This is a genomic window from Pseudonocardia parietis, from assembly GCF_017876315.1.
Lineage (GTDB): Bacteria > Actinomycetota > Actinomycetes > Mycobacteriales > Pseudonocardiaceae > Pseudonocardia > Pseudonocardia parietis.
The window spans coordinates 164601-179874 of record NZ_JAGINU010000002.1; the positions used below are offsets into that span (position 1 = coordinate 164601).

The window sequence follows — 15274 nt, forward strand, 5'->3', positions numbered from 1 at the left end:
GGTGAACGAAGTGGTGGGGTGGGTCAGCGCCGGGGGCGGCGGGCCAGCTCGCCCGGGTTGACACCGAAACCGAGGGATGCTGCGAAACCGGTGCTCTGTGCGCCGCGCAGGCGCCGCAGCCGCAGCTTGGCCTGACCGGCGCGCTGTTCGACGTCCGCGGTCGCGGCAGGCAACTGTTCGGCGTCGAAGACGGTGGTGGTGACATACAGGGTGAACCGGCCGACGCCGGCGCCCTCGGCCTCCTCCCGGGCGCTCTGCACGGCACGCGCGAGATCGTCACGGTCACGCTGGGTCTCGTCGCGTTTGGTCTTGTGCACCCACATGCGCCGGACCTGGGAATTGGTGATCTCGCGCTCGACCTCGTCGGCGGCGCCCCCGGCCGAGAACGGCTCGTAGAGCAGGGTGACTCGCCGCGCGAACGGCCCCGAGGCCAGCAGCGGCACCAGCACGCGGTCCATCACGGCCTGGCGAGGTGCCTCGACCATCGCCCACGACACCGACAGACCTGAGTCGTGCTGCCAGTGCTCCCACGTCTCGCGAGCGCTGATCGGGCCCGCCTCAGCCCAGCGCAGCAGCTCATCGGCGCTGTGCTCGTCGTAGCCGGTCAGGTCCGAGCGACTGGCGGGGTCGTAGGCGACCCGCAGACGCCCGGTCAACCATCCGGCGGTCGCGCGGCGGCGGACCGCGACGCCCGCCATGGACAGGTGCGACTCCAGGCCGGGCAGCCAGCGGGTCACCTCGGCGACACCGGCGGCCAGATCCGGTGGGCGGGGAGTCGCCAGAGCCGGATCGAACGTCACCGACACCCGGCAGTCGACCTCGGCGGACGAGGACGGCGCAGTCGCGGCGAGTTCGGCCATGACCGCTTGTGCCGAAGCCGGAGCCCGCGGGTCGATGCGGTCGTTGACGTAGTCGCGCAGCGTGGTCCCCCCGGTCGGGGACGTGTCGATGGTGACCGCGACGTGGCGGATCATCGGCTGATATCCCAGGTCGGCCAGGAACGCGCCCCAGTTCGCGACCCAGGCATCGGCCTGGCCCTGGTCGGCCAGGTCCAGCCCGACTGGGGAGACCCGCAGCACCGCGGTCAGCCACCCGGTGCGGCGGTCCCACAGCAGCCCTTGCTTGCCGCCGCGCCCGTCGTCGGTCGACAGCGGCACGATCGGGCTCATCGGCCCGGGAAGGTCGTGGCGACGGTGGTGGTCGGTGACCATCCCCCCGGTCAGTTCGGTCCAACCGGCCGCCTTGCTGCGGGCGAAACGCAGACGTCGCATAACCACATCCGAAAGTGAGCTACCACCGATTTTGAGGACCACGGCGCCGATCACGAGGGCGCCAAGGGCCAGGGCGACGACTCCCGCCCGGCCCGAGAAGTTCAGCACCGCGACGGGGACCGCGACCGCGCCGAAGACGGTCAGGGTCTGGCCGGTGCCGAGGTGACCGATACCGAACCCGCGAGGCGGGCGCCAGTTGCCGTACGTGCGGGGCGCCGTCATCAGTTGCCTCCCTGTCCGGCCGGGCCGGCGCCGTCTGGTCCCTTGCTCGGTGGTGCGTCGCCGAGGTCTTGCGGCGGTGCGGCGAAGTTGTCGGCGGCAGCGCGGCCCTTCTGGGCTGCGGTCCCGGCCGCCGCGGCGGCCGCACCGGCCGGGCCGGCTGCTGCGGCCGCACCACCTGCTGCGGCGCCCCCGGCGGCGCCGGCGCCGGCGGCGCCGCCGGCGGCCTTGCCCGCTGCAGCGCCTCCCGTGGGAGTGGCTCCTCGCGCGGCCGCGGCTCCGGAGGATCCGCCCCTCGCAGTGCCACCGCCCCCTGCGCCACCGCCACCCGGATCGCCGCCCTGCTTCGAGGAGTCCGACGACCCGGTCCATGCCCACGGGGGAGCCGTGCGACCAGCCGATCCACCTCCGTCACCGGGAGCACCGCCACCGGCCTGCCCGCCCCCGCCTCCAGAACCGCCGGGGGGCAGCGCCTTCTGGGTGCCCCCGGCCGTAGGCGCAGCGGCGCCCTGGGCCCATCCCGGAGCGCTGCCGGGGCCGGTCATCTCTTGCCGCCGCGAGGACCCGAGCGCTCCCATGGACACTGCGCCGGTGGCGGCACCTGCGATCACGCCCCCGGCCGAACCGCCGCCGCCGACACCTACCTGAGCCCAGCTGAAGAACTTCATCGCGGCGGGCAGAGCGATCACGGCGATCAGCAGGACCACGATCCCGGTCAGCACGGCGACGAAGTCTTCGCCCTCAGCGACCAGCCCCAACCCGATCGCATAGATCAGCGCGGCCAGCGGTTTGTAGATCACCAGCCCGATCAACCAGGCCACCATCGTCGGCAGCCACCGGCGGGTGGCGTTGGTCAGCACTCCCGAGGCGGCCAAGGGAAGCAGCGCGACAAGGACCAGGATCGCGGCCTGCCGGAACAGCAGTAGGAGCCATTGGATCAGGCCGAGGCCCACCACTGCAAACGCGACAACGAATTTCAGGGTAGGGACAATCGCCGCGTGCTCGAATGTCCTGTTAACCTTCTCGCTAAACTGCGGGAGTACGCCTTCTACCAGTTCCCGCGACAGCGCATCTGCTGCGTTGAGAGCCAGGTTCAGAACGAGTAGGGCGGTGGCGTTCACGACGGCGAATTTCAACAGGCCGAGACCGACCTCGATCAGTGGTTCACGGCGCCCCGAGATCATCATGCGGCCGATCTGCGTCAGCATGGACACCATCAGGATCAGCACAGCGATGGGGCCGACGAAATCGCTCACTCCGCGTACCTGTGTGACCTGCTCCAGCGGAGACGGCACCACTAGCCACCAGGTCATCAACATGCCCAGAAGCTCGCCCGCGGCGTCCCCGAAGGCATCCGCCAAGGGCTCGATTACGAACATGTGTGTGCGCGATCCTCGTCAATCAGGCGAAGGGGAAGTTAAACGACCAGCTCGATAATGGACGGAAGAGATCCCATTGCTGCGACACCGAGCAGTACCATTCCAATCTTCTCGATGCCGCTGACTGCGTAGCCGCTGCGGTTCTTCGAGCCTGCCATGATCAGGCCGGAGCCGATGAGGCCGAACGCGACCGCAACAACGAGTAGGCCGCCTTTAAGTGCGGCGATGAGGGTCGTGGCGTCCTGTCCGAGTTCCCCGGGGAGCTGGCCTGGGGGCGGGTTCGGGATAAGGGGTGGCATGTTCTGTGGCAGGTGATAGGTGTTGAGGACGCTGAGGAGTTGAGACACGTCGGTGCGCTCCGGAGGTGAGGGTGTCGCTGGTCAGGCGGTGCGAGATCGGTGGCCGGTGTTCTGCTTGATGACTTCTCCGACCAGCTCCCGCAGGGCCTTGGCGAAGGTGCGCACTCCCTTGGGCAAGTCCTGCTCCGCCTCGGTGAGTACAGTCGCGGCGCGGGTGTGGGGGGACTCGACATCGCGCCAATCGGCGACCAACGGGATCCGGACGATCGAGCTCACGTACGGCTCGGTGATGTGCACCTTGTTCTGCGTGTTCGGCCCCCACGAGGCGCCCGGGACGTCGTCAACGATCGCGAGGACCGGCGGCGGGGCTGCGGCGGGAGTGTGCTGGAGCGCGCGCTGAGCTGAGTGCAACGAGTTCGACGTCGAACGACACACCAGCACGTGGACCGGGTGCTTGGCGCGGTAGATCCCATGGTCGTGACCATGGAGCGCTTCGGCTAGCAGAGTTGTGCCGACTCCACCCAGGACACCCGCCACGATCGGAGGTTCGAGCACGTCTGTCACCGTCCTCAGACTGACAATTTTTAGGCCATCGATAGACTACACTTCGTATCTTCTTGAGTGGCAAGAAGATACGTATCTTGTGGGGGTTCCGACGTGTCTCTGATTGAGTCCGGCCCGGACGACGCGCCGCAGGGGCGGCTGCGCAAGGTCGCGCGATGGGCGGGGATAGGCGTCGCGGCCGGCCTGCTCATCGGCGGCATGTACGCGGCCTGTGTCCCCGGCCAGCAGGCCGGTTCCCGACCGCACGATGAGGGCACGGCAAGCGTCCCACCGACCGCAGGGCCCCAGGCAGTTCCCGACGGCGACCCGCTGATGACCGCGCGCCGCTGGCTGGAGGCCTCTCGAACCGTGAGCTTCACCGACCCGCGCCCGGTCACCTGGACCGATCGGGTCGCACCGGTGCTGACCGGCGCCGCAGCGCAGGAGAACACCGCCACCGCGCAGAACACCGCGACCGGGGCGGGGTGGGAGCAGCTGGTCGCCGACCGGTGCAGCACCGCGGTCAGCGACGTCGACGCGGTGATCCCCCCGGAGGCGCCCCGAACCGAACAACAGGTCTATGTCCAGGTGATAGGGACGGTCCGGACAGGATGCGAGCAGTCCGACGGGCTGAACATCCCCGCGGAGCGGGCGGCGGCGACCCTGGCGGTCACCCTCGAGCCGGACGGTCTGTGGCGCGTGAGCGACCGGCTGTACTGAGCCGGCCTGGCCACCGACGACCGGCAGACTCACCCGCCGGCGCGGCCGGAGCCCGTCATGGAGGCGGAGTCCGCGGCGTCGTAGATGGTGCGGGCCGCGTCCCCGAACAGCGGCGAGACCAACGACGTGTCGTCGCCGCCGGAGACCACCCCGATGACCTGACCACGCCCATCGGCCGCGTCCGGGCCGGTCAGCCACGGGCCGCCGGAGGCGCCCTCGGTCATGTCGCACTCCATCGCGAGCACCTGTCCTGCAGGCTGGCCGGGTTCGCGGGCGAAGTCCTCCACCGCGGCAGCCCCGATACAGCCGCGCAGCGACTGGCCGTCGTAGCTGCCCAGCGCGGGATAGCCGAGCGCGGCAACCTCGGCCTGCTCGCCGACCGACCAGCGGATTCCCTGGGCGCCGAGGACCTGCTCGGGCAGCCGACCCTCGCGCGGCAGCAGGGACACGAACGCGAAATCGGTGTCGGCAGCGACGTCCTCGATCGGGGAGTTGGCCTGCTGCCAGGCCGGGGGCAGGTAGGCGGTGTCGACCGCCCAGTGCCCGTACGGCTCTTCCCCGCCAGCCCATCCCGGAATGAAATGCGCGCCATCGAGCCGCCAGGCACCGTCGAGCCACACACAGTGTGCCGCGGTGGCCAGCAGCCGCCGGGACTGAGACGCGACCACGGCGGCCGAGCACTGGTGGCGGCCACCGTCGACGACCAGGACACCGACCGACGAGGCCGAGAGCCCGCCGACGATCGGGCCAGCCTGCCCACGCACCGGAGGCCCGCCACCTGGACCGTCACCGGGCGGGCCCGGGGCGGCCACCGCCCGCCATGCCGCGGCCGCCCCGAGCCCCGTCACCCGCGCCCCAGGCGGGGAGTCGGCGACCGGGAGCACGCACGCCAGGGCCACGGCTACCACCGCGGCCACTGGCAGCGTGCTCATGCTGCGGATCTTCATCAGGTTCGTCGGCTCTACCGCAGGCCCAGCTGCGCGGAACAGGACGGCCAGGCATTCCAGCCCTGTTCGGCCTGTACCTTCTCGGCGACGGCAATCTGCTCTTCCTTGCTCGCCTCGGACGCCGAGCCCTGCCCGCCGAAGGCCTCCCAGGTCGACGGCGCGAACTGCAGGCCCCCCTCGTACCCGTTGCCGCTGTTCGTCGACCAGTCACCGCTCGCTTCGCACTCCGCGAGCTTGTCCCACGTCGCGGTGTCGGTCCCCCCGGTCTCACCGCCCGCAGCGGCCGGGGTCGCCTGCGCCCCCTCAGGATCGCGCGGCTGCTCACCCCCGCCGTCGGGCGCCTCCGCCGGCTCCGGACCGCCCTCCTGCGGGGCACCCGGGGACTGCCCGGCTTCGCCGCCGGTGCCCTCCTCGTCTGGCTTGGCGCCCGAACCGTCGTCCTCTCCGCCGGACGACTGCTCACCGTCCGCCGGCTCCTCCGCGCCGGACTCGCTGCTCTCACCGGATTCGCCGTCCTGCGAACCGTCGTCACGACCGCTGTCGGCGCCGCTGTCCGGATCGGAGCGGTCGTCCGGCGCAGCGCCCTGGTCGGGCTCCGAACTCTCATCGTCGGCGGGACGCTCGTCGGTCGTGTCCGACTCGTCCGAGGATGAGCCGGGCTCCGACCGGGTGCTGTCGGAGCTGCTATCGGTAGAGGAGCCTTCACCGGCGTCGAGGTCGATCGCTTCGAGCTTCTCCAGCACGCTCTCGGCAGTCGGGTCGATGTCGGCCGCCGCCTCGGCCTGCTCAGTGAGCTTCTCGACGGCGGGTTCCCATCCCTTACCGTCCGAGGAATCGTCCTGCGACGCGGCGGAGCCCGAGTCGCGGCTGATGGACGTGCTGGTGTCGGACTGGTCCGCCCCGGGCTCCGACGAGCCGGTACCAGCGGGGTCTGTGCCGTCCGTGGTGTCCGAGTCCCTGCTACCGGACTCACGGCTGGTCGAGTCGGAACCGCCGGAATCGGAGGACCCGGTGTCAGAGCTGCTGGTGTCCGACGAGCCCGATGAGCTGTCCGCCGAGCCCGCGTCATCGAGGTTCCCGAGGTCGTCGAGCTTGTCCAGATCGGCCGGGTCAGCGCCGAGCTTCTCGAGCTGGTCGTGGTCGACCACCTGCAGCACCGAGTCCCGCACGCTGCCGGCCTCGGTGTCCTGGCTGGCTCCGAGGGTCTGCATGAGCTCCCCGACCAGGTCGATCGCGGCGCGTGCCTTCTCCAAGTCCTCCGGCGAACCGCTCCCGCTCGACGAGTCGGAAGAACTCGACGACGAGGTCGAGTTGGACTCGCTGTCCGAGCCCGAATCGCTGCTCCCGGTGTCGCGGCTTTCGGAGCCGGCCCCATCGGAACCCGAGCTACCCGCGTCGGAGTCGGCCTCGTCGGGGCTACCCGCCTCAGCGTCGTCAGCGGGCGAGCTGGCATCGCGCGAGGGGTCCTCACCCTCGTCATCCGCACCGGCTGCCTCCTCCGGCGCCTCCGACCCGGAGCCGCTACCGGTGTCCCGGCTCGAATCTTCGGGGGAGTCCCCGCTACCCGACCGGCTGGAGTCCTGGCTACCGGAGCTGGAGTCCTCGCCGTCAGGGCTGGGGGAGTCCTCACTCCCGCCCGAGTTCTCGCTCTCACTCGAGTCCTCGCCGGAGGGCTCACTGCCGCTGGAGGACTCAGCCTCACCCCCGTCATCTGGAGGATCCTGCGCCGGAGCCGCCGGAGCCGCCGGAGCCGCCGGAGCCGCCGGAGCGGCGGGCGCGTTCACAGCGGCCGGGGCAGCGGTGGCCTCGGCCTGATCGGTACAGGTGGTCTGTGGCAATGGGGGTTCCGCTTGACGTTGCGGGTTCACTGCGGCGGGACCGCTGTCGGTGCCCGAGCTGCTCGCGGCCGGAGCCGGCGCGATCGCCTGCTCGGCGGCCTCGCCGGCGGATTCGACCGCGCCGAGCGCGTTGTCTGCGGCGCCTCCGAGGGACTGACCGATGCCTTCCAACGGGCCGCCCTCGTCGCCGGACGGGGGCGGCTCCTTGGGCAACAGGTCTGCCGGGGTCGGCCCGAGCCCTTCCTTGGCGAGCACCACCGCGATCTTGTGCAGCTGCGGGTCGCTGGTGCCGTTGAGTTGGTCGGAGACGTCGACGGCCTTCTGCCGCCACCCGGGCGGCTGTGTAGCCGGGGTGAACCCCAACCCGGCGATCTCGCGGGCCAATCCCTGCGCGCGTGGGTCGGTGCTCACGGCCAGGTCGGTCAGCAACGCGCGGGTTTGAGTACGGGTTTCGCGGGCGGCCGCGAGCTGGCGCACCGTCTTTCCCGCGTTGCAGCCATCGGCGGTCAGGCCGATCTCGGTCGACAGCGGGCCGGCCACGAACGCCATCCCGAGCAGCGCGGTCGCTGTGAGGATGGCGACCGGGGTCCGCCTCGGGCGGGGGGTGGTGGATGAGGGCTCGGTCTGGAGTGGGATCACTCCGTAGCGGTTGCGCGGTTGACGCATGTCACGGACTCCGTGAATGTGATCGGGGGTGCTCACCGGAAATCGGAACTCGGGATACGCGCCGAGCGCGTCAGCGGAGTGCGGCCATCGATCAGCCCTTGCTGTTCTGTTCTTCGGTCAGTGATGTGCTCGATTCGGAATCCGTGGATCCCTCACTGCCTTCGGAATCGGTCGACGAGCCCTCGCCCTCGCCGACGGAGTACTGTTTGACCCAGTCGACGTGCATCTCTCCGGGCAGGCCGTCGTTGTTGCCCTCGGGGAACCAGTCGAGCTGGATGCACAGGTGCATCGGCCCGGGTGGCAGGATCGAGGTGTCTTCGGTTTTCCACCACTCCTCGCCGTCGAGGAACGCCGTGACACCGTCCGGGGTCCATTCGACCGCCCAGTTGTGCCATTCAGTGGCGTCGACTTCGACTTGCCCTTGGACCTGAGAGTTGTCGGCGCCGTAGTGCAGGAAGATGTTCACCTCGTTGCGGTCCTGGCTCATGATCTCCATGAAGTCGATCTCCCCGCCGACGGGGAAGTTCTCCGCGGTGGGCCACAGCAGCAGCAACGAGTTGTAGGCAGCGGAGCCCTTCGGGGCCTTCACCCGACCCTCCCAGCGGCCGTACTGCTGGGAATGGCTCGACCACGCCATGCCTCCGGTGGTGCCGTCTCCGGTGCCCTCGATCGTGAGGATCCCGTCGGAGACCGACGCGGCATCCGGGCTACGGACCCCGTTGCCGGCGTGCCCGGGACCGTCATAGAAGTTCCAGCCGTCGAGGTCCTCGAAGTCGTCGACCACGTCCGGCTCGCCCCAGTCGAACGCCTCCGCCGCGGTCGTCCCCTGATCGTCGGAGCCAGAGCTCGAACCACCGCCAGAACCCGACCCCGAACCCCCGCCGGACCCGCTACCGGACCCAGAGCCGCCGCCGGAACCAGCGTCGTCCTGGTCGTCGCCTCCGCTCCCACCGGAGCCGGTCTCGTGGCAGGAATCCGGGACGAAGGCAGGCTCGTCGGCACCCTCGCTGATCAGAGCCTCACGGATGCGCTTGGCGCGCTTGGAGCTGTCGCCTTCCAACTCGGCGAGCACGTGAGAAGCAGTGATCCGCCACTCGCAGTCCACGCCGTCTGCCGGGGCGGCCAAGACGCTCCCGGTCAGTGAAGTGGTCAGCGCGAGCGCCACGCCGGCCAGCTTCTGTCTCACTCCCGGCTCGTCTCGGTGCGGAACCCGTGCGTGGCCAACCCTCCGTGGCGGGGGTGGTTGAAGTTGTCCGCGACGGTGGCGGCCAGTTCGAGAGCAGCGTCGCGGGTCGCCGGGGCCAGCGCATCGAAGTCGATCTGGCTGCCGGCCTGCAGGTGCGGATCTTGCGGAAGCTCGATCACTGCGCGGCAGCGGGCGTCGAAGTAGCTACGGATCACCGACTCGTCGATTTGCGACGAGTGGCGATCACGGGAGAGCACCACGATCACGTGCTCGAGCAGAGCTTCGTGGCCGTGGGTGGCCAGCCAGTGCATCGTCTTGCGGGCCCGCGATGCGCCGTCGTGCGTCGGAGCACCGACGATGACCAGCGAGTCGGCGTGGGTGAGAGTGGCTTGCAGCGCCGAGTGCATCAGCCCGGTACCCGAGTCGGTGATGATCGCCTCGAAATAGCGAGACAGAAGCTTGAGTACCGCCTCGTAATCGGTAGCCGAGAAGGCCTCCGACAGCTCAGGGTCCTGCTCGCTGGTCAGGACCTGCAGCCGCCGGGTGAGGTGGGTGTAGCGGGCCAGGTCGGTCGAGGAACGGATGTTGTCGAGATTGTCGAGCAGGTCGCGGACGGTGCTCTGCGCGGCGAGCTTCTCCCCGACCAGGCGATCCCCGAGGGTGCCCGCATCGGGGTTGGCGTCAATGGCGATGACGCGGTCCCCGCGATACTCGGCCAGCGCCAGGCCCAGTGTCGAGGTCACCGTCGTCTTTCCGACTCCGCCCTTGAGGCTGATGACAGCGGTGCTGTGCGCGCCGTGCAGCCGAGTCTGAATCCGCTCCAGCTGCTTCCGCAGCCGCACCTCTGCCTGCGACAGGCCGGGGTTGATGCGCCCGTTCGTGACGGCATAGCAGAACCCGCGCCACCCCTCGGTCGGGCGGGCCTTGCGCTGTCGAACGGCGCCGCTCAGCAGGTCATCATCATCGGCCTCCCACGGCGGTCGGTAGGCCCCTGGCTGGTCCGGGGCGTAAGCCCCCGGGGGATTCGTCGGTGACGGGGCAGCAGGGCGGGGAAGCTCGGCCGCCGGGGCGCCGACCGGCGGGGCGGCCTCGCGACTGCCCTGTGCCGGGGCGGCGCCGGGGGGCGTAGGAGCCCGACGATCCGGGGTCGGCGAGCCGCTGTGCTCTCCGGTCGCTGCCCGAGCGGGGCCGTCGTCACCGCCGGCGTCATCGCGTTCCTCGCCTTGCGCCCAGGGGAGCGGAGCGGGCCGCAGCCGCGCACGACGACCGTCGATCGGAGTCGGCGCGCTGGCGGTGGCCTCGGGGCTGTGCGCGGTGGCATCGCTGACGGCCGGGGCGTCCCAGCCGCGCTGCAGCGACGGCGACGGGACGGTCGAGGAGGGTTCGGGGGCGGATGCGTTGCTCATGAGGAGTCCCAGTCGTGAACGAGAGAGGGCAGGAGACGAGATGAGTGCCGTAAGCGCGGCGGTCAGCCGCTGTCGGTGGGAGGCAGGGCGAACAGCTCGACGACCAGGTGACCGAGGTCGTGGCGGCGGACCGGGATGCCCAGCCGCTGCCAGATGCTCATCACCTGCCGCCACCCCGGGGCACTCGCCGCGGGAACCGACGACCACCGCGCGCCCAGCGGAAGCTCCGCTCGGGGAGGCGAGGGCCCGGCCGTGCCCTCGGCGGCGGAGCCGGTTTCCGCGCCATGGCTCTCACCGGCCGAAGCGTGGTCGTCGGCGTCGGCCGCGGCCGCCGGGTCCGGAACGGCGGTCCGCTCGAACACTTCGACGAGCACCTTCACGTCGATGGTGATGCCGTGGCTGTAGGGCAGGACCTCACCGGCGCGGGCGTGCACGGCTCGCCACCGACCCTTGCCCGGCTTGTCGCCGGGCCAACCCAACAGAGCGTCCGAGCGCCGCGCGAGGTAGGGCTCGAGGGCGAGCTGGCGACGATCCGGGTCGTCTTCGTCGCAGGACAGGTAGTCCAACGCGAAGCACTCCGCGAGCTGGCGAGCCTCATCGACACCGACCGGGCGCAGCGCCTCGACCGGTCGGTCGACCGTGGTGCGCGTGGCGCGGGCGTCGTCGCTCGCTCGTCCGGACGGGAGGTAGAGGTCCTGGTCCGCGCGGTCCTGGGTGACCCAGCGCCCGGACGGCAGCGGACTCTGCGGGATCTCGGAGGCCCGGTCTTGCGCGGGCTGCGGCGCGGGAAACGTGACCGTCAGCTCGGAGTAGTCCTCCGGCGCGAGGGTGGGCTGTGTCGGGCTCTCCCGGTATTTGACCGGCGTGCCGTTGACCGAGCCATGGGGGTCGTCGGGGAAGTCCCGGTCGTCGTAGTCGAGTCCCTGGCCGGGGTCGTGGAACTCGTGCTCGTAGTCGGAGTGCGAACCCGGTCGCTCGGCGCTGGCGCCGTACGCGACCTCGTCAACGAGCCCCGCACTGCCCGACGCTGCGGCATCGTCACTGACCGTGGCCGACGAATGGCTTGATGAGGCGGGGCGACGACCCCGGGACTGAGCGGGTGCCTCGTCCGCGCCCCACCACGGGGGCAGCGTCGGAGGCGCCGCACGCGTACGCCGGCCGATCACCACCAAGTCTCACCTCCGCACGTCAGCCGCCCCGCTGCGAGCTCACCTCCCACAGCACGGAGGCAAGCGTGAAGACAGCTGTCAGCGAGCGAACTGTACTACATCGTCATTATCTAAATATACGTTGAGTATCAACTGTGACGACGCAGATGTTGGGCCTTGGCGGAGCCCGGTCCGGGCGTGCGGCTGATGTCGGTGCGGAGGGTGACTGGCGAGTAGGCTTCGTCCCGCTCGCCCCGCGTAGCCCGGGAGCTTGCTGCTGACGGGAGTAGCCGAACGAAGGAACGCAGCGCCATGGCCGATGAACACAGCACGCAGGCGGCGAACGGTGCGCGCAGTGAATCGGCGAAGAGAGTTGCGTCCAGCCGACCGGCAGCAGAAAGCACGGCGAATTCCGGAGACGGACCCGCTGTGGTCGACGAGGCGTTCGTCGACCGGCTGAACAACCTCTTCGCCGCGGTACTGCAGGCCAATGGTCAGGAGTACTCGGTCTCCTATGCGGTCCGCTGGGTCAACGCCACCGGCGGAGGGACCTCCCGGGAGCGCATCAACGCGCTCCGGAAGGGGAAGCCCGTCAAAGACCTGCGGCCCGACTCCGACGAAGCCGCCAAGATCGCCGCGTTCTTTCGTGTCCCCACGTCCTACTTCCTCGACCCGGTGCCGCCGGAGATCGACGGGGCCGAACAGAACCGGCTCATCCAGCAGCGACTGAGCAGCTACCGCCGGGGGACGATCCCCCAGCGCGTGTACTACCTGTTCACCACCGTCGTGCAGGCTGACGGGCGCCCGTACCCGGCCACCGACGTGGCGCGGTGGATCAACGCCAACGGCGGCAAGATCACCAACGTCTACATCCAGAAACTGGCCTCCGGCGAGCGCGGGGAGCGGCCGCAGGCGTCATACCTGCAATGGATCGGGAAGTTCTTCGGCGTCGGCCTCAGCTTCTTCTACGACGAAGACCCGCCGGAGATCGACGGGCAATACCAGAACGCCATCATCATGCTGCGCGACCCCGACAGCGCCGAGCTCCAACAGCTCTACGGCCGACTCAGCCCCCTCCAGCAGGAAGGCGTGCGCCAGCTGATGATCACACTGGCCCGTGACAACGACCCCACGTTCGTTGAGCCACAGCGCGAACACGCCGACTGAACCGAGGCGGTAGCGGCAACGAGACATCGTGCCGCGACCAGCGCCCGGACCAGCTGAAATCGAGGCACACAGCCTCGGAGTGTGAGCCACGCGCAAGTTGGCTAGCCGGGTACGGTTGGGGTTATGGCGAGACGGCAGAACCGGACCCGTGAGATCGCTGCCGAGCTACGAGCGTCGATCCAGGCCGGCGACTACCCGCCGGGTATCGCCCTGCCCAGCCGGGCCGAACTGATCGAGCGCTACCACGTGGCGCCGATGACCGTGCGCAACGCGGTCGAGGTCCTGCGCGCCGAGGGCCTCGTTGAACTCAAGCGCGGGTCCGGAGTCTACGTCCGAGCGCAGCGGCCGATGCTGCGCTCAGCCCGCAACCGGCTCAGCCGCGCCGAGCGCGCTGCCGCCCGCGGCGCGTTCACCACCGATGCCCACACCGGCGGCTGGACGCCACGCTCGGAGGTCACCGTCCGCACCGAGCCAGCCACCGAGGCGCTCGCCGAGCAGCTCGACGTCGACCCCGGCGAGGAACTGCTGGTCCGCGACCGCATCATGTCCGCCGGATACGAAGTGGTGCAGCTGGCCACCAGCTACCTCCTCGCCGCGATCACGACCCCCGAGATGCACGAGCAAGAATCCGGCCCCGGCGGGATTTACGCCCGCCTCGAGGAAGCCGGACACAAGCTCGACCACTTCGAGGAGACCGTCCGGATCGGGCAGGCCGATGTCGAGGAGGCCGAGGCCTTCGGCGTCGCCACCGGCACCGCGGTGTTCCGGCTGACCCGCAGAGCGTTCACCTCAGAGCGCGTCGTCGAGGTCAACGACATCACGATGCTCGGGGACCGCTTCACCCTCGCCTATGAGCTGGCCGCCCAATGAGAGCAGCCGCAACCCGACGCCCTACGAGTAGTTTGCTCGGGCCTGAGTCCTGCCGCCGGACGCGCGACGCGTAGCTCGATTGGCGAGACTGGCACCTCGACCGCGCCGTGGCCGCCTGTCTCGAAGCGGCGTCGCGGGGCCCCAGGTCCACCCCGGGAAGCGTCGCTGCGCACGCCTCAGAAGCCGTCGCCAGACGTGATCGGCGCCACGGCCCCGGGCTTGGTTGGGGCATCGTCGAGCAGCTCGTCGACGCTCGCCAGCGCAGCACGGGCGGTCAACCCAGGCAGCTGGTCGAGTTCGAACCCGGCCGCCTCAAGCAGTGCGGCCATCGCATACCCTCCGCAGGACCACGCATCCCGGCATACAGGCCATGGTTGACCCGGTGCCGCAGCACCGCGGCGGCCTCGTGACAACGCTGCTTGTTCTCCCGCAGCCGGGACGCCCGCCGCTGGGCCGGAGACTCATTCGGCACCCCACTAGAACCGCACACATGTTCGTTTCAGGTGAGCTGGCAAGTCCCACCACTACGAGCCTGATCAGAGCTGGTAGCCGTCCTCCGCGATCGCGGACCTGTCGGTGCGGGATGGCACACTGCCCGCCATGACCGACCAGCAGCTGGCCTCCCGCGTCGTGGACGTCGAGCACCGCGGTTGGATGCTCACCCGCGACGTGGGGTTGGACGGGCCGCTGGTCTACCAGGACGCCAGCGACTACATGGCGCAGCGCTACCTGGCGCCGGATGATCTCGCTGAGCAGTGCGGGCCGCTGCGTCCGGTGGTGCCCCCGGCTGAGGAGGACGTCGCCGAGCTGCGTCGAGCGTGGACCGCGGCCGGGCGGCAGGCTGCCTACTCGACAGCGGTCGCCGTGCAGGTCGCGTTCGGTCGGCTTCGTGAAGGGCGCGGAGGGCTTACGGCCCCGGACAGCTTCGAGGTGACCCGGCGGCAGCTCGTTGCGGGCCGCCCCGGCTCGTGGGAGGCCTCCCGGCTGTTGGAGCTGCAGCTGTGGGCGAACCGGGACAAGGTGCGCCGCTACGACGCCGCGGCCGCGGACGACATCGCCGCGGTCCTGGTGCGGTGGGTGTCCAACCCGGACCGCTACACCGAGGTCGCCGAGACCCTGGCCGGGTTGTTCGGCGACTTCGCCGACGAGCACGGCGGGTGGCCGGCGGTGGCTGACCAGTGGCTCCAGCGCGGTGCGCTGGACCGTGACGGTGTGCTCCTGGCCTACGGCCTGCTGTACTCCACCGGAGAGGAGTTCGATCCCGCCATGCTTGGCTGAGCTGGTACGCCGAGCGCGCCGGCCCCCGCCCCTGCCGGGACCCGCTGACGATGACCGAGCTGGTGGACGGAGTCGTCTGCAGCCGCAGCGGTCTGACCAGCCCCGACGACCAGCGCGCCACGCTCGTCACGATCACCGACGCGGGTCTCGCCCTCGCCGCCCGGGTCATGCCCGGTCACATCGAGGTCGCGCGCGAGCTGCTGTTCGCCCCGTCGGCCTCCCTTCTACGACGAGGACCCGCCGCACCATCGACGGCCAGTACCAGAACGCGATCATCATGCTCCGCGATCCCGACAGCGCCGAGCTCCAGCAGCTCTACGGCCGGCTCAGCAGCCTC

At 70.2% G+C, this 15274-nt stretch carries 14 protein-coding genes; 4 read left to right on the forward strand and 10 right to left on the reverse strand.

All coding sequences use genetic code 11. The features are described 5' to 3' along the window. Window positions 1-23: 23 nt before the first annotated feature. Genes JOF36_RS35110 through JOF36_RS35125 form a run of 4 tightly spaced genes read right to left on the reverse strand, consistent with a single transcriptional unit; the run spans window position 24 to window position 3705 of the window. A complete protein-coding gene (locus JOF36_RS35110) occupies window positions 24-1493 on the reverse strand; it encodes an SCO6880 family protein (protein WP_210036576.1) in 1470 nt (489 codons plus the stop codon). After that, window positions 1493-2869: a hypothetical protein gene (locus JOF36_RS35115; RefSeq protein ID WP_210036577.1), complete on the reverse strand. Its 1377-nt coding sequence runs from the start codon at window positions 2867-2869 to the stop codon at window positions 1493-1495. The genes JOF36_RS35110 and JOF36_RS35115 overlap by 1 nt, the downstream gene beginning before the upstream one ends. Window positions 2870-2907: 38 nt before the next feature. After that, window positions 2908-3216, reverse strand: a complete 309-nt coding sequence (locus JOF36_RS35120) for a hypothetical protein (RefSeq protein WP_210036578.1) — start codon at window positions 3214-3216, stop codon at window positions 2908-2910. 33 nt (window positions 3217-3249) lie between these two features. After that, the gene (locus JOF36_RS35125; RefSeq protein WP_210036579.1) at window positions 3250-3705 is read right to left on the reverse strand and encodes a hypothetical protein; all 456 of its coding nucleotides are present in this window, start codon (window positions 3703-3705) and stop codon (window positions 3250-3252) included. Between the two features lie 120 nt (window positions 3706-3825). Here JOF36_RS35125 and JOF36_RS35130 point away from each other — a divergent pair, with 120 nt between their 5' ends. Continuing rightward, window positions 3826-4431, forward strand: coding sequence for a hypothetical protein (locus JOF36_RS35130; protein WP_210036580.1), 606 nt, complete (start codon window positions 3826-3828; stop codon window positions 4429-4431). A 29-nt stretch (window positions 4432-4460) separates the two neighbouring features. Here the strand turns inward: JOF36_RS35130 and JOF36_RS35135 are convergent, their stop codons facing one another. The 5 genes from JOF36_RS35135 to JOF36_RS35155 all read right to left on the reverse strand — a co-directional run bounded on the left by JOF36_RS35135 (window position 4461) and on the right by JOF36_RS35155 (window position 11643). Then, complete coding sequence (locus JOF36_RS35135) at window positions 4461-5363, reverse strand: trypsin-like serine peptidase (protein WP_210036581.1); 903 nt, start codon at window positions 5361-5363, stop codon at window positions 4461-4463. Between the two features lie 29 nt (window positions 5364-5392). Next, window positions 5393-7882: a transglycosylase family protein gene (locus JOF36_RS40490; protein ID WP_281072828.1), complete on the reverse strand. Its 2490-nt coding sequence runs from the start codon at window positions 7880-7882 to the stop codon at window positions 5393-5395. Between the two features lie 91 nt (window positions 7883-7973). Next, on the reverse strand, window positions 7974-9068 hold the full coding sequence (locus JOF36_RS35145; protein WP_210036582.1) for a glycoside hydrolase family 16 protein: 1095 nt from the start codon (window positions 9066-9068) through the stop codon (window positions 7974-7976). Next, complete coding sequence (locus JOF36_RS35150) at window positions 9065-10474, reverse strand: MinD/ParA family ATP-binding protein (protein WP_245353134.1); 1410 nt, start codon at window positions 10472-10474, stop codon at window positions 9065-9067. The genes JOF36_RS35145 and JOF36_RS35150 overlap by 4 nt, the downstream gene beginning before the upstream one ends. A 62-nt stretch (window positions 10475-10536) precedes the next feature. Continuing rightward, complete coding sequence (locus JOF36_RS35155) at window positions 10537-11643, reverse strand: hypothetical protein (RefSeq protein WP_210036583.1); 1107 nt, start codon at window positions 11641-11643, stop codon at window positions 10537-10539. Window positions 11644-11934: 291 nt separating this feature from the next. Between JOF36_RS35155 and JOF36_RS35160 the strand changes: the two genes are divergently transcribed. Together JOF36_RS35160 and JOF36_RS35165 are read left to right on the forward strand one after the other, a co-directional pair. Then, window positions 11935-12789, forward strand: coding sequence for a hypothetical protein (locus JOF36_RS35160; protein WP_210036584.1), 855 nt, complete (start codon window positions 11935-11937; stop codon window positions 12787-12789). Window positions 12790-12912: 123 nt separating this feature from the next. Then, on the forward strand, window positions 12913-13659 hold the full coding sequence (locus tag JOF36_RS35165; protein ID WP_210036585.1) for a GntR family transcriptional regulator: 747 nt from the start codon (window positions 12913-12915) through the stop codon (window positions 13657-13659). Between the two features lie 176 nt (window positions 13660-13835). Here the strand turns inward: JOF36_RS35165 and JOF36_RS35170 are convergent, their stop codons facing one another. Then, complete coding sequence (locus JOF36_RS35170; protein WP_210036586.1) at window positions 13836-13988, reverse strand: hypothetical protein; 153 nt, start codon at window positions 13986-13988, stop codon at window positions 13836-13838. Window positions 13989-14259: 271 nt separating this feature from the next. On the opposite strand from JOF36_RS35170, the gene JOF36_RS35175 reads away from it, so the two are divergent. Then, complete coding sequence (locus tag JOF36_RS35175; protein WP_210036587.1) at window positions 14260-14937, forward strand: hypothetical protein; 678 nt, start codon at window positions 14260-14262, stop codon at window positions 14935-14937. Window positions 14938-15274 lie beyond the last annotated feature (337 nt).

Coding starts and splice junctions, on each gene's coding strand:
- JOF36_RS35110 (WP_210036576.1), bottom strand. CDS start 1,493: ATGACGGCGCCCCGCACGTACGGCAACTGGCGCCCGCCTCGCGGGTTC.
- JOF36_RS35115 (WP_210036577.1), bottom strand. CDS start 2,869: ATGTTCGTAATCGAGCCCTTGGCGGATGCCTTCGGGGACGCCGCGGGC.
- JOF36_RS35135 (WP_210036581.1), bottom strand. CDS start 5,363: ATGAGCACGCTGCCAGTGGCCGCGGTGGTAGCCGTGGCCCTGGCGTGC.
- JOF36_RS40490 (WP_281072828.1), bottom strand. CDS start 7,882: ATGCGTCAACCGCGCAACCGCTACGGAGTGATCCCACTCCAGACCGAG.
- JOF36_RS35150 (WP_245353134.1), bottom strand. CDS start 10,474: ATGAGCAACGCATCCGCCCCCGAACCCTCCTCGACCGTCCCGTCGCCG.
- JOF36_RS35160 (WP_210036584.1), top strand. CDS start 11,935: ATGGCCGATGAACACAGCACGCAGGCGGCGAACGGTGCGCGCAGTGAA.
- JOF36_RS35165 (WP_210036585.1), top strand. CDS start 12,913: ATGGCGAGACGGCAGAACCGGACCCGTGAGATCGCTGCCGAGCTACGA.
- JOF36_RS35170 (WP_210036586.1), bottom strand. CDS start 13,988: ATGGCCGCACTGCTTGAGGCGGCCGGGTTCGAACTCGACCAGCTGCCT.
- JOF36_RS35175 (WP_210036587.1), top strand. CDS start 14,260: ATGACCGACCAGCAGCTGGCCTCCCGCGTCGTGGACGTCGAGCACCGC.